Consider the following 12,887-nt stretch of genomic DNA (forward strand, 5'->3'; position numbering starts at 1 on the left):
GTCAGGAGGCCGGGGTGACGGTCAGCGCCGGAAGGTAGCGCGTCACCCCGCCACCGCTCACGCCCGGGTGGTTGTGCACCCGGGCCCATTGCGGGGTCTTCGAGCCGACCCCGTTGCTGCCCGCCGCCAGCGCGTCGATGTGGGCCTGCTCGCTCTCCCACTCGGCGTAGTTGAGGACACGGGTGCCGTCGAGGCTCGTGTGGAAGTGGGCGGAGATGCCGCCGGGCGGCAGGTCCGGGTCGGTGTCCAGGGCCTCGAAGACGGCGTCCACCCAGGCGCGCTGGCGCTCCGGGCCGGGTCCTTCGAACTCGACGTCGACGATCACGATGCAGCCGGGCGTACGGGGGTCGCCCGGCTGCGGACCACCGCTGCGGTAGAGCTCGTACGAGTGCAGGCCCACGCGCTCGATACCGGGGACGGCCGCGTCGATCTCGGCGTTGCGGCCGTCCCGGAACCGCCGGAAGAAGTCCTGGTAGGCGGCCTCGCTCCGCCACTGCGAGTAGTGCAGGAGCGCGTCGCCGTCGGTGCCGGTGTACACGCTGTACGAGAGCAGGCCGACGTCCGGCCAGTCCCTGCTGCCCCACGCCTGGGCGATCGCCTCGACGGCGGCGCGCTGCCGCTCGGGGGTGCCCATGCGCCACACGCTGGACTTGACGACTCCGACGCCGGGGCGGCGCAGGTCGGGCAGGGCGTCGAAGTTCACGGCGGTGGGCGTGGCGGACATGGCGGTCTCCTGGTGATCGTCGCGGTGCTGTGCTGCGTGGACGATCACCATCCTGAAACGTCAAGGACACTTGAGGTCAAGGACGGACGGGAGCACTCCCGATCCCCCGTCCGCCGGGTCACCCTTCCTGGTCGCCGAGCCGCGCCAACTCGCTCTGGAACCAGTCGAGCCGGGCCTGGAGCAGCGCCGCCTCCGCGACCAGCTCCGGGAAGGTCCGGCCGGGCCCGGCGGCGCCCGCGTCGACGGCGGGCGCGGCGGACACCCTCAGCCCCGCCCCACCGCGCCGGGCGAAGTCGTCGAACCCCACGGTCGCGCGCGACCCCGCGCACACCGCGCAGACCGGCTCGACGACCCGCCACCCCGGCCGCCCCCAGCCCGCGTCGGCGAGGCCGGTCGCCCGCCGCCGGCAGCGGCACGGCCCGGCCGTGGCGGTGCGCACCCGCTGGCGGGCGTAGCGCATCCCGCGCTCGAAGCGGATGTAGCGCCCGAGGACCGCCACTTCGAGCAGCAGCGCCCCCCGGTGGTCGGCCGTGCAGGCCAGCGCCGCCGCCTCGGCGCGCTCGTGCAGACAGTGGAAGCCGCAGTCGCAGAGCCTGGACGGCGAGCGGTGGCGCCGCCCGTAGGCGCAGTGCGCGTCGTCCAGGACGCCGTAGGGCAGCGCGGCGCCCAGCGAGATGCCGAGGAACCCGGCCCGGGAGCCGTCCTGGGAGAGCGCCGCATGGGCGATCTTGTAGCCGGTGGGCGGCTCCGTCGGGCGTTCCTCGGGGAGCCGCAGCCTCATCGGGCCGCCGTCACCTCGACGGATACCTCGGCCGGGACCTCCTCGGGCACCGGCGGCGCCTCGTCCCGTACGACTTCCTCGGGCCGCTCCTCAGCGACACCAGTGGCGAGAGCCTTGCCGAGCTTCATGACGACCTCCGACGGTACGACGGTACGGACATGAACGGACACACCGGTCTCTCATGGTGACGTACGCCCGAGCGGCCGCCAAGAGCGCCTGCGGACCGAACAGTTCAGCACTGCTGTCGAGTCACCCGAAGCAAATCTAAGTAGACCTTCACCCTCACTCCGCACAGACTGCGTGAATGAGTACACCTCGCCCTTTCGGGCGCGCACTTTGCGCCATGATCACGCCCTTCACCGCCGACGACACGCTCGACCTCGACCACGCGCGGCGGCTGGCCGCGCACCTGGTGGCGGAGGGCTGCGACGGGCTGGTCCTGAGCGGGACCACCGGCGAGTCGCCCACCACGACCGACGCGGAGAAGGCGGCGCTGGTACGGGCGGTGCGCGAGGAGGTCGGGGAGGACATCCACGTCGTGGCCGGAGTCGGCACCGCCTCCACCCGGCACACCGTGGAGCTGGCCCGGCAGGCCGAAGAGGCGGGCGCGAACGGCCTGTTGGTGGTCTCGCCGTACTACAGCCGCCCGCCGCAGGACGCGGTGGAGGCACACTTCCGTACGGTGGCGGACGCCACGGGGCTGCCCGTGATGCTCTACGACATCCCCGGCCGCACGGGCATCCGGATCGGCACGGACACGCTGCTGCGGCTCGCGGAGCACGAGCGGATCGTGGCGGTCAAGGACTGCGCGTACGACCTGCTCGCCTCCACCAAGGTCATCGGCCGCACCTCGCTGGCGTACTACTCGGGCTGCGAGGAGACGAACCTGCCGCTGTACGCGGTGGGCGGCGCGGGCTACGTGAGCACGGTGGCGAACGTGGCCCCGGCCCGGATGCGGGCCCCACTGGACGCGTACGACAAGGGCGACGTGGCGGAGGCGACCCGCCTCAACCACCTCACGCTCCCGCTGTCGGAACTGATGATGGCGTCGGGCCTACCGGGCACGGTGACGGCGAAGGCGCTGCTGGGCACCCCGGTGAGGGAACCGCTACAGCCCGCCGACCAGGAAGCGACCGACGGGCTGCGCAGGGCATACGAGGAACTGCTGGCGCTGACGTAGGGGCGCAACCCCCTAGGGGCGCGGGGAACTGCGCGACCAGCCCACCACCGGCCCGCAGTCGACAACGCGCCCCTCACAGCCCCTCAGTTGTGCGCGTGCAGAATCTCGTTGAGCCCGCCCCACACGGCGTTGTTGGGCCGGGCCTCGACCGCACCCGTGACCGAGTTCCGGCGGAACAGAATGTTCGACGCACCGGACAGCTCACGCGCCTTCACGATCTGCCCGTCCGGCATCGTGACCCGCGTACCGGCCGTGACGTACAGCCCGGCCTCGACGACGCACTCATCGCCGAGGGCGATACCCACACCGGCCTCGGCGCCCACCAGGCACCGCTCACCGATGACGATCCGCACGTTGCCGCCACCCGACAGCGTGCCCATCGTGGACGCGCCGCCGCCGATGTCGGAGCCGTTGCCGACGACGACACCGGCGGAGATCCGGCCCTCGACCATCGACGTGCCCAGCGTCCCCGCGTTGAAGTTCACGAAGCCCTCGTGCATCACGGTGGTGCCCTCGGCCAGGTGCGCGCCGAGGCGCACCCGGTCGGCGTCGGCGATGCGGACGCCCTTGGGGGCCACGTAGTCCGTCATACGCGGGAACTTGTCGATGGACGTCACCTGGAGGTGCAGCCCGGCGGCGCGGGCGTTCAGGCGCACCGTCTCGATGTCGTCGACGGCGACCGGGCCGAGCGAGGTCCAGGCGACGTTGGCGAGCAGGCCGAAGAGGCCGTCCAGGTTCTGGCCGTGCGGCTTGACCAGGCGGTGCGAGAGCAGGTGCAGCCGCAGGTACGCGTCGTGGGCGTCCAGCGGCTTGTCGTCGAGCGAGGCGATGACCGTACGGACGGCGACGACCTCGACGCCCCGGCGCTCGTCGACGCCGAGCGCGTCGGCCGCGCCCTTGCCGACGAGGGCGAGGGCCTGGTCGGCGGTGAGCCGCTCGGTGCCGGCCGGGCCGGGCTCTTCGACGAGCTCGGGGGCGGGGAACCAGGTGTCGAGAACGGTGCCGTCGCCGGCGAGGGTGGCGAGGCCGGCGGCGACGGCGCCGGTGGAGCGAGAAGCAGTAGCAGTCGTGTCGGTCATAGCGGAAAACCTAACCGGCGGTGGCCCGCCGGGGCGAACCGGTCTCATGTGACGGGCGCGCGTCACCCCCGGTCAGCGGCGCCGGAAGGCCGCGCGCCCACAGCACCGCGAGCCCGGCGAGGCCCGCGAGGGCGGCGCACAGCGGCCACAGCAGACCGGGCGCGGCGGTGTAGAGGGCGCCGCCGAGCGGCGGGGCGAGCACCTGGCCGCTGATGGAGGCGCCCGCGTACAGGCTCTGGAAGCGGCCCTGGGCGTGGGCGGGCGCCTGGTCGGCGACGTACGCGGTGGCGGTGGTCTTGTAGAGGATCTCGCCGAGGGTGAGCGACACCATCAGGGCGAGGGTCCAGCCGAGTGCGGCGCCGGGGATCAGCAGCGCGTAGCCGAGGCCGACCAGGAGCAGCCCGCAGCCGACGACCGGCAGCGGGGCGCGGCCGCGCAGGGCGTGGACGGCGGGCAGTTCGAGGCAGAGGATCACCCCGCTGTTGAGGGCGATGAGCCAGCCGTAGACGTGCGCGTCCATGCCGTGGTCGCCGAGGAAGACCGGCAGGGTGGAGTACTGCTGGCGGTAGACGAGGTCGACGCAGACGATCGCGGCGAGCAGGACGAGCACGGCGGGCCGCACCCGCAGCTCCCGCCACAGGCCGGGCGCGCCCGGGTCGTACGAGGGCTTGGCGTGGGCGGCCGCGCGGGCGGGCAGCACACGGGCCGCGTACGCGGCGAAGAGCAGGGTGCCGACGCCGTCGGCGGCGAAGAGCCAGTCGTACGACCAGTGAGCGGCGACCAGGGCGCCGAGCGGCGGCCCGACGGTGAAGCCCGCGTTGGCGGCGAACCGCATCACGGCGAAGCCCTGGCGGCGGCTTCCCTCGGGGACGCCGACGGCGACGAGCGCGGAGTTGGCGGACCGCACGACTCCGGAGGCGTACTGGGCGATCGGCAGGGCGACGGCCAGCAGGGCGGTCGGCAGCAGCCCGAGGGTGGCCAGGAGGGTGCCGCTGACGATGGCGCCGGCGAGCAGGGCGCGCCGGTGGCCGTAGCGGTCGCCGAACGAGCCGCCGGTGAAGTTCCCGGCGACCAGGCCGATGCCGCCGATCCCGCTGATCACTCCGGCCTGGCCGACGCTCAGGCCGCGCGGGCCGGTCAGATACACGAAGAGATAGATGAACGTGAAGCTGACGACGGCGTTGAAGAACATGCCGAAGCACAACAGCCGGACGGTTCTCGGCACCGCGCGCAAGGTCTTCACGCCGTCGCCCCCCTTGGTCTCGCCGGTAGTGAGTTCCTTATGGGAACGGACTATGTCAGCATGAGGATCGCAGGTCAACGGCGTACGGAAGGATGGGACCATGCCCCAACGGACCCGTCTGCACGACGAGCACTGCGCGATCGCCCAGGCCCTGGACGTCGTCGGCGACTGGTGGACGCTCCTGATCGTGCGCGACGCCGCACGCGGAGTGCACCGCTTCGACGCGCTCCAGCGCGAGCTCGGCATGTCCCGCAAGGTGCTCGCCGAGCGGCTGAAACTGCTGGTCGAGACGGGGGTGCTGACCCGGGAGCCGTATCAGGACCGCCCGGTGCGGTACGAGTACCGGCTCACTCCGCGCGGCCGCGCCCTGCTGCCCGTACTGATCGCACTCCAGGACTGGGGCGACACCTGGGTGCTGGGGGAAGGCGAGACGACGGCCACGGCGACGGAGGGCTCAGGGGAGGCCGAGCGGGTGCGGGAGCTGGTCGGCACGAAGGTGCCGGAGCTCCACCTCACCGACCTGGACGGCGAGCCGCGGGACCCGGTGGCGCGGGAGAGCGCGTACACGGTGCTCTACTGCTTCCCCGGCGCGTACGCCCGCAAGGAGTCCTGTCCGCCCGGCTGGGCGGGGATCCCGGGGGCGCCGGGCTGCACGCTGGAATCGTGCACGTACCGCGACCGGCTCGCCGAGTTCACCGCGGCGGGCGCGACCGTGCACGGGGTGTCCACCCAACGCCCGGACGAGCAGCGGGCGTTCGCGGACAAGGAGCGGCTGCGCTTCCCGCTCCTGTCGGACGCGGACCTGACGCTGACGGCGGCGCTGCGGCTGCCGACGTTCCGCACGGCGGGGGTGAGCAGGATCAAGCGCCTGACGCTGGTGGTCGACCGGGACCGCACGGTGATCGAGGCGCTGTACCCGATCACCGACATCGAGGCGAGCGTACGGGCGGCGCTGGAGGCGGTGCGCCGGGCGGGCGGCGGCTGAGACCCCGCCCCGGCGGCGCTCAGTGCGCGGCGCCGCCGAGGTTGAGCAGCACCACGCCGCCGATGATCAGCGCGATCCCGGCGAACTTGGCGGCCGTCATCGTCTCGCCCAGGAAGAGCATCCCGATGGCGGCGACGACGGCCGTGCCCGCGCCGGACCAGATCGCGTACGCCGTACCGACGGACATCGACTTCAGGGTGAGCGAGAGCAGATAGAACGCGAGCAGATACCCGCAGGCGGTGACCAGCGAGGGCCACAGCCGCGTGAAGCCCTCGCTGTACTTCATCGCGGAGGTGGCGGCGATCTCCGACGCGATGGCGCAGGAGAGCAGGACGTACGGCATACGGACAAGCGTACACAGCGATGCGTACGGCCGTACATAACGATTCGGGGCGCCTACGGCCTCAGCAGCCGCCCCAGCAACTCCCGCGCGTATCCCTGGTCGTAGGCCCCGCCGGTCAGCAGCGCCTGGAGGCAGATCCCGTCCATCAGGGCGACCAGGCCCCGGGCGGTGACCGGGTCCGTGTGGCGGGCCAGGACCTCCGCCACGCCCTCGGTCCACTCGGCCGCGACGGGCCGCAGCGCGGGCCGCCGCAGCGCCGCCAGATAGAGCTCGTACTCCAGCTCCACCCGCGCCCGGTCCCCCGCGATCCACTCGCCCATCAGCCGCGCGAGCTCCGCGGCCACGTCCACGCCCGGCTCCGCCAGCGCCCCGCTGTCGCGGATCGCGGCGGCGAAGCCCTCGTTGGCCTGGCGCAGCGCGGCGACCATGAGCTCGTCGAGCGTCTTGAAGTGGTACGTGGTGGAGCCGAGCGGCACATCGGCCTCGGCGGCGACGCTGCGGTGGCTGAGCCCGGCGATACCGCGCTCGCCGACCACCCGGATCGCGGCGTCGATGATGCGGCGCCGCCGGTCGGGGTCGTACCGGCGGGCCATCAGTCGCACGCTCCCTGCTCGCAAGCCATGCCCCGACCGTACCGGGCCGGGTCCGGGGCTCAGCCGGTGACCGTGAACCAGGTGGCGCGGGACTTCTTCCACTCGGGGTGCGTGAGGTCCTTGGCGTCGGTCCCGTCGCCGTACAGGTCGGCCGACCCGTTGTCAGTGATCAGCTGGGCGCGGGCGCCCGGCACCGACAGGTCCGGCACGTCCACGACGGCCTCCCAGCCGCCCGGGTCGCCGGTGGGCAGGTCGCGCAGCCTGACCGGGGCGTGCGCGGCGACCCCGTCCCAGGAGTAGAGGGCGTACGGGTCGGAGTTGTCGTCGGCCGCCCACGACCCGGCGACGATCAGATACTGGTCGGCGGCGTTCCTGCGGATGTCGCGGATGCTGAGCCCGCCCAGGTCGAGCTCGATCGCCGCCCCGAAGACGGCCTTGTCCCCGCTGCCCACCACCTTGTCGATGTTGGTGACGGGCACGATGAGCGCCTTGCCGCCGTTGGCGGGCGGCACGAGCGGCGCCCGGAAGCCGAGGTACGCGGTGGTGGCCGACCCGGGCGCGAACTCCAGCCCCTCCACGTTGAACCCGTCGATCTGCTTGGGCGCCTGCCCGGCGGCGGTCGCGGCGGCGAAGCCGTACCGGTCGCCGTTGGCGCGGTCCCAGGCGACGAGATCGTCACGCAGCTTCTTGTACGAACGGCCAACGGTGAGCTGGGTGCTCGCGCCCGATCCGCTGACGGTGGTGGTGAAAACAGTATTGCGGTCGGCCTTGTACTCGCCGTCCTTGTTGTTGCCGAGCGAGCCGGTCCAGTAGATCGTGTCGCCGACGCGGGCGGCGCCCTCGATGTCGATCTCCTTGGAGACCCCGAGCTGGGAGCTGAAGTCCCAGGTCCGCACGGGCGCGCCGGACGTCGAACGGTCGTACAGGCGCAGGGTGTTGGACTCGTCATCGGCGACCACGGCATACCCGCCGCCCACGTCGACGGCGGCGGAGGCGTCGCTGGACCCGGTGAAGTAGCGGGTGTCGGCGGCGTCCCGCACCGCGGCCGAGGCGGCGTAGTGCAGCGTCTTGGTGACGCTCTTGCCGCCGAGCCCGGTGAGCTTGAGCGTGAGGTCGGTATAGCCCTGGCCGTGCGCGGCCACCGCCACCTGCCGGGTGGCCCCGGTCCCGGTGACGGTCACGTCCCCGGTTCCGGCGACGGAGGACTTGGTGCTGGCCGAGGCGGCGAGGGTGAGCGCGGCGGCATCGGCCCCGCTCTGCCCGACGGTCACGGTCACCACGGGGTCCCCGGTGGCCCCCACGGCCCCCGAGAGATATCCGGCCGAAAGCGAGAGGGTCGGGGTGCCATATCCGGCCGCGTGCGCGGGTGCGTTCAGGCCCATGGCGGCCAGCGTAAGAGCCCCGCTCACGGCCGCAAGGGCAACGCGCGTGTTCCGGGAAACGTCATACAGCACTGGGTGCCTCTCGTAGGCGTGATGTCGACGAGAAGGGTCCTGCGCGTGCGCCAATTTCGGCCGTACGGGGTACGTACGGGGGGCGAACAGATCCGTACGCGAGCCGGTTCAGTCGACCAGGGTCGCCTTGGGCCGCAGCACACAGAACTCATTGCCCTCGAGGTCTCCGAACGCACCGTTCTAGGAGTTCTGGAGTGGTGCCACCGTGGCCGCATCGTCCCTGGTCAGCGAGGGTCAGCATTCGACTCACTCACACGGGTCCGTGAAGACCGACCAGACCCGTGCACTCATTGCCCGGGGTGTTTCCCGGCCGGATTCCCCGGGATATCGGAAGTCAATGTGTCTCGCCTGCTATCGGGCATGGAAGGCCCGTTGACCACAGGTGCCCTGCATTCTACCCGCACAGGGCACCTATCTCTTTGTCCCGTCGTTGTCCAGCGCAATACGCGCACGTTCAAAGAAGTTATCCCTGGCTTCACTGAAGTCCACATAGTGCATGGCTCCCTCCCTCCATTGTTCAGCCAGACTTGGCATGCCCGGGTAGGCGGGCAGGGCCATTAGGGACAGGCTCACATAGACATCACTGGATTTTTCGTCGACTAGAGCTGCTGCGGTGCTCACGTCTTTGGGGCCAGCGAGCTGAACTCTCGTTGACACCTTAGACAGCTTTTCGGAAAGCGATTTGGCTTCACTGATTACCGTCGCCAGATCCATTCCTTGCGGAAGGATGCGCATCCGCTGTAGGTCACTGAGTTCCTCTGGTACCGGAGCTAAGAGGAGCTTGGTGAGATCTGCATGAGCCTGTGCTGCGTCTATGAATTCTTCGTAGATAACCTGCCGGGCGTCCCGTCGCTGCCGAAGGTGCTCAGACCGTGCCGCCAGCTTCGCCTGTTCTCGTGCTGTCCAGCCGGTAGCCAGCGCTGCACCAATGGTTGCAACCGACCCTGCCAACGCGCCCAGCACTGCCGCCAATCCCGCATCCATGGCGCAACTTTCGTGGTGCACCAGGCATGTGGTCAAGGGCACCTGCCCGGGGCGTGCTGCCGCAACCAGGCACCCTCAGCCGGCTGAATCCCCTACCTTTTCCGACCTGTGTCTTTGCTGCGCTGCAACTTCGCTGGCCTGTGTGCTGGTGCTAAGGAGTCAGCGTGTCCAGCGCGTACATCGGCTTGGTCGGCCAGGGCACGATCTTGCCATTCAAGTTGAACGGAACTTTGCCAGCCTCATCCCACAAGCCTGAAATCGACGCCGCCAACTGATCAAGAGTCTGGGTCCCCCACGGATCCGGGAGGAAAACGGTGTAGTGGCCGATTCTTACAACCACACTGCTCAACTCCTCCGGTTTTTCGACAATCATGATTTGCCTAAGGTCGGCATCATAACTCGGGTTGAATCCGATAATTGGCGGCAGAGTGGCGAGTGATCCGGGCTTGATCTGCTCCCGGATGGGATTCAGTGCAGGCTGGAGAATGTAGCTCCACCCCAGGGCAGAGAATGCGGCCAAGTAGGCAGAGCGTACCCACGAAACATCAGCATGCTTCGACGAAAAGCGCGCTTTGACCGTGAACTTGATTCCCGCCGTTTCCCCGCTTTCGGATGCGGCGCGCAGTTCGCTCTCATGAGCGTCAAGCATTGCCGGATGGTTTTGTTTGGGCACTCCTTCCAGGAACCAACCATTCCCCGTGCTCTGCGCCACCCCGTTTACGCGCGTATCTCCCGCTTCAAACACGGCACGCAAAGGACGCTTCGTGCCCTTACCTGCCAGCATGTTGTAGAACTCAGCACGCAACTGCGCGTGAGAATCGAAGTCTCGCCCCGCGTCATTATTGCAGCGCTTGCAGGTGAGCAGCATTCCTTTTCCGTCGAGTGCTTCCGGCGGCACGTGCTCGATAGTCAAGTTCTGAGCTGCGACCGCCTCAAGGGAGAAGGCGTACAAACAGCATGGGCAGGCGTAGTAGGGATCGTCACTGGGCAGCCGATCAGCGAGCCCAATCCGTTCCATTACTTGCCGGAGCAGCGGCGCTCCTTCATTGAACCAACGTTCTCTCTTGTTCACATGTCGAGTATGCCCGCACCCACCACCCAGCGCCCAGGTCTTTCGAGACTGACAGCGGGTGCACACCTACCCCTGGGGGATGCCCTCCCTCCCGCTCTCTAGCCACTCGGCAGGGAGGGAAAAAGCTAGCGCCGCAACTGCAAGCGTTTGCGCGAACCTGCGGAACTCACCAGAATTCTAGGTTCAGGTGTTATCGCGTCCGGCTTCATCTTCGCTCGCCTGGTCGCGCTGCTTCTCTTCTTCGTAGTAGCGAGAAGTGACGACACCAGATATCAGAGCCTGAACTATGATTTTATTGGCGTCCGTTAATGTACGTAGCCCGTTAACGAGCAGCATCGCCGAAGCGAGCAAGCCGACAGCGAAGAGAGGTGACCACTTGAACGCCAGAGTGATCCAGAGCAGGGCAGAGAATACCGCCACGTTGGCGCGGAACTCTCCTTCGGATTCAGTTCTGTCGTGCTCTAGGTAGAGGTCTAAGTGACTAACTATAAGGCGCATTCGGATCTCAGAGAATCCATCCTCGAATATCTTGCGCGTTAGGCTGTCCACGAGACCGGAAGGCTCGCCATGAGGTGCACGCTTTTCGAATGCGCTGCGGGCGAAGCGTCGTAAGTCGAAATAGTTCACCAGGGATAGATGGGGACTTTTATTGAGGATGGATAGCTGGTCGGTCGAAAGTTTTAGAATGTCACCTATGACATAGACGACGAACGCCAAGACGGCTGTTGTTATCGGCCTTCCGGCAAGCTCTGCTAGCGAATATAGGCGCCCGGGAAAGCCGTGCATTTCATTGTGGGTAGGAATGGAAGCACCACGCCAAATCCAGAACGTAAAGGTGAATAGCGCTCCAACAGCGAACGGCGTGCGTAAGTGGCGGAACCCCGGCAGAAGACTCGTAAGCATGTAGTGATGATGCGCGCGAGCGCCTCACTCTGGGAAGTTCGACCGTTGGTATCTCGCAATGACCACATGACCGTAGCCCCGCACCCGCTGCCTTCCTCGTGGCCGGTACGGGGCTCTTGCCCTATCTGACGATGTATCAGATGTCCTTCGCTGGCCTCTGGCTTGACCGATCAGCGTTGCTCCGGTAGGCGGCGGGCATACCCTTGACGTGAGGTGGTGCCGATGTCTACAGGGTTGGCAGACAACGTCAAGAAGTACCGGCGCACGGCCGGACTGAGCCAAGAAGGGTTGGCCGAAGCGGCTGACCTGTCGCTGAGCACGGTTCGCAAGGCGGAGCAAGGTGGGCACGTGAGCATGGACACCCTTGCCGCCCTTGCCCGCGCGCTGGGGGTCTCAACTTCCGACCTGTTCGCCACCGAGACGCCGAAGTCCGTCGTTGGTGCGGAGGATGAGGCGAACCGCCGCTATCTGGCAGAGTTGAGGCGTGCCCTCATGCCCCCTATCGGGCTCTCAGCGCCTCTGTCAGAGCCTGGTGAAGCCGGGGAGGTCTCCACCATCCGGCAGGGCGTACAGGACGGCCACGCGCTCTACCAGGCGGACCGGTACACGTCCGTAGCACGGAAGCTGCCCGGCTTGCTGCGGTCCTCTGAAGCCGCCGTAGCCACTCTTGAAGGCGAAGAGCAGCAACACGGCATGATTGCCCGCGCGCACGCCCTGATGCTCGCGGGTAAGTACCTCACTCAGGTACGCCAGTACGACATGGCTTACTTCGCACTCGCTGAGGCAATCCGGCTTGCCCGCGAGACTGGCCAAACTCAGTTGGCAGCAACGGGAGTTGTAGGACTGGGCTGGCTTTTGCTGCGGCAGGACCGGTTCGACGAGAGCGAGCAGCTTGCAGCGCAAACGGCAGCGGAGATCGAACCGCGCATGTCTTCTGCGACTCCCGCCCAGCTTGCCGTCTGGGGTGAGTTGTGGCTCAGGGTTGCCGCTGCTGCACGGCGGAACAACAGGCCGGATGTGGCAAAGCACGCCCGTCGAATGGCGGCGACCGCTGGGGGTGCTCTGGAGCGGGAACACACGGGCTTCCCTTCACACTGGAGCGCGTTTGGCCCCGTGACCGCTGAGGCGAAAGCCGTTGAGGACCTTGCCCTTGTGGGTGATGCGCGCGGTGTTCTGCGTCGAGCCGATGAAGGCCCCCTGAGCCCCAAGGCCGTGAAGAACTTCGGTCGGTTGAGTACGAACAACTGGGGCCGTCACCGACTGGACGTTGCCCGCGCTCACGTCTTGCTCGGGTCTCACCAGGACGCCATGGATGAGTTGGCCAACCTTCGTGAGACGGCCGATGTGTGGCTAACGCATCAGCCCATGGCGCGACGCGTGATGGGGGACATTCTAAAGACCCGTAAGCGGACGCTGACGGAAGAGATGCGCAGCATGGCAGCTCATCTTGGGCTTGCCGGGTAACTACTGCGGAGCATGGTAGTTCGGCGCGCTGGGTTGCTGAACTATCGCATTGCGCATGTGGATTGACGCTCTGTCTGCTCAT

The 12,887-nt window shown here is 68.2% G+C and carries 14 protein-coding genes; 3 read left to right on the forward strand and 11 right to left on the reverse strand.

Features of this window, described 5'->3' with window-relative positions; all coding sequences use genetic code 11:
* Position 1: 1 nt before the first annotated feature.
* From BX283_RS12830 to BX283_RS40585, 3 genes are all read right to left on the reverse strand, one after another.
* On the reverse strand, positions 2-724 hold the full coding sequence (locus tag BX283_RS12830) for an antibiotic biosynthesis monooxygenase (protein ID WP_101392308.1): 723 nt from the start codon (positions 722-724) through the stop codon (positions 2-4).
* Positions 725-842: 118 nt separating this feature from the next.
* On the reverse strand, positions 843-1,505 hold the full coding sequence (locus BX283_RS12835) for a hypothetical protein (RefSeq protein WP_101387749.1): 663 nt from the start codon (positions 1,503-1,505) through the stop codon (positions 843-845).
* The gene (locus tag BX283_RS40585; protein ID WP_180356954.1) at positions 1,502-1,675 is read right to left on the reverse strand and encodes a hypothetical protein; all 174 of its coding nucleotides are present in this window, start codon (positions 1,673-1,675) and stop codon (positions 1,502-1,504) included. Before BX283_RS40585 ends, BX283_RS12835 begins: the two co-directional genes overlap by 4 nt.
* A 134-nt stretch (positions 1,676-1,809) precedes the next feature.
* Between BX283_RS40585 and dapA the strand changes: the two genes are divergently transcribed.
* Positions 1,810-2,685 carry a 4-hydroxy-tetrahydrodipicolinate synthase gene (dapA, locus tag BX283_RS12840; RefSeq protein ID WP_101387750.1) on the forward strand — a complete coding sequence of 292 codons (876 nt, stop codon included), beginning with the start codon at positions 1,810-1,812 and terminating at the stop codon, positions 2,683-2,685.
* Positions 2,686-2,768: 83 nt separating this feature from the next.
* Here dapA and dapD read toward each other — a convergent pair whose 3' ends face one another.
* Together dapD and BX283_RS12850 are read right to left on the reverse strand one after the other, a co-directional pair.
* On the reverse strand, positions 2,769-3,764 hold the full coding sequence (dapD, locus tag BX283_RS12845; protein ID WP_101387751.1) for a 2,3,4,5-tetrahydropyridine-2,6-dicarboxylate N-succinyltransferase: 996 nt from the start codon (positions 3,762-3,764) through the stop codon (positions 2,769-2,771).
* A 10-nt stretch (positions 3,765-3,774) separates the two neighbouring features.
* Positions 3,775-5,007, reverse strand: a complete 1,233-nt coding sequence (locus BX283_RS12850; RefSeq protein ID WP_101387752.1) for an MFS transporter — start codon at positions 5,005-5,007, stop codon at positions 3,775-3,777.
* A 100-nt stretch (positions 5,008-5,107) separates the two neighbouring features.
* Here BX283_RS12850 and BX283_RS12855 point away from each other — a divergent pair, with 100 nt between their 5' ends.
* Complete coding sequence (locus tag BX283_RS12855; RefSeq protein ID WP_101387753.1) at positions 5,108-5,992, forward strand: winged helix-turn-helix transcriptional regulator; 885 nt, start codon at positions 5,108-5,110, stop codon at positions 5,990-5,992.
* A gap of 19 nt (positions 5,993-6,011) precedes the next feature.
* On the opposite strand, the gene BX283_RS12860 is transcribed toward BX283_RS12855, so the two are convergent.
* The 6 genes from BX283_RS12860 to BX283_RS40050 form a co-directional block, all read right to left on the reverse strand.
* Positions 6,012-6,335, reverse strand: a complete 324-nt coding sequence (locus BX283_RS12860) for a multidrug efflux SMR transporter (protein ID WP_101387754.1) — start codon at positions 6,333-6,335, stop codon at positions 6,012-6,014.
* A gap of 53 nt (positions 6,336-6,388) precedes the next feature.
* Complete coding sequence (locus BX283_RS12865) at positions 6,389-6,928, reverse strand: TetR/AcrR family transcriptional regulator (protein ID WP_101387755.1); 540 nt, start codon at positions 6,926-6,928, stop codon at positions 6,389-6,391.
* A gap of 59 nt (positions 6,929-6,987) precedes the next feature.
* Entirely contained in the window at positions 6,988-8,310 is a 1,323-nt protein-coding gene (locus BX283_RS12870; RefSeq protein WP_257582683.1) for a hypothetical protein, read from the reverse strand.
* 483 nt (positions 8,311-8,793) lie between these two features.
* A complete protein-coding gene (locus BX283_RS40045; RefSeq protein WP_143676421.1) occupies positions 8,794-9,366 on the reverse strand; it encodes a hypothetical protein in 573 nt (190 codons plus the stop codon).
* 151 nt (positions 9,367-9,517) lie between these two features.
* Positions 9,518-10,438 carry an HNH endonuclease gene (locus tag BX283_RS39800; protein WP_143676422.1) on the reverse strand — a complete coding sequence of 307 codons (921 nt, stop codon included), beginning with the start codon at positions 10,436-10,438 and terminating at the stop codon, positions 9,518-9,520.
* A gap of 183 nt (positions 10,439-10,621) precedes the next feature.
* A complete protein-coding gene (locus tag BX283_RS40050) occupies positions 10,622-11,341 on the reverse strand; it encodes a hypothetical protein (RefSeq protein ID WP_143676423.1) in 720 nt (239 codons plus the stop codon).
* A gap of 222 nt (positions 11,342-11,563) precedes the next feature.
* Here BX283_RS40050 and BX283_RS12880 point away from each other — a divergent pair, with 222 nt between their 5' ends.
* A complete protein-coding gene (locus BX283_RS12880; RefSeq protein ID WP_101387758.1) occupies positions 11,564-12,805 on the forward strand; it encodes a helix-turn-helix transcriptional regulator in 1,242 nt (413 codons plus the stop codon).
* Positions 12,806-12,887 lie beyond the last annotated feature (82 nt).

The sequence above is a fragment of the Streptomyces sp. TLI_146 genome (assembly GCF_002846415.1).
Taxonomy (GTDB): Bacteria; Actinomycetota; Actinomycetes; order Streptomycetales; family Streptomycetaceae; genus Streptomyces.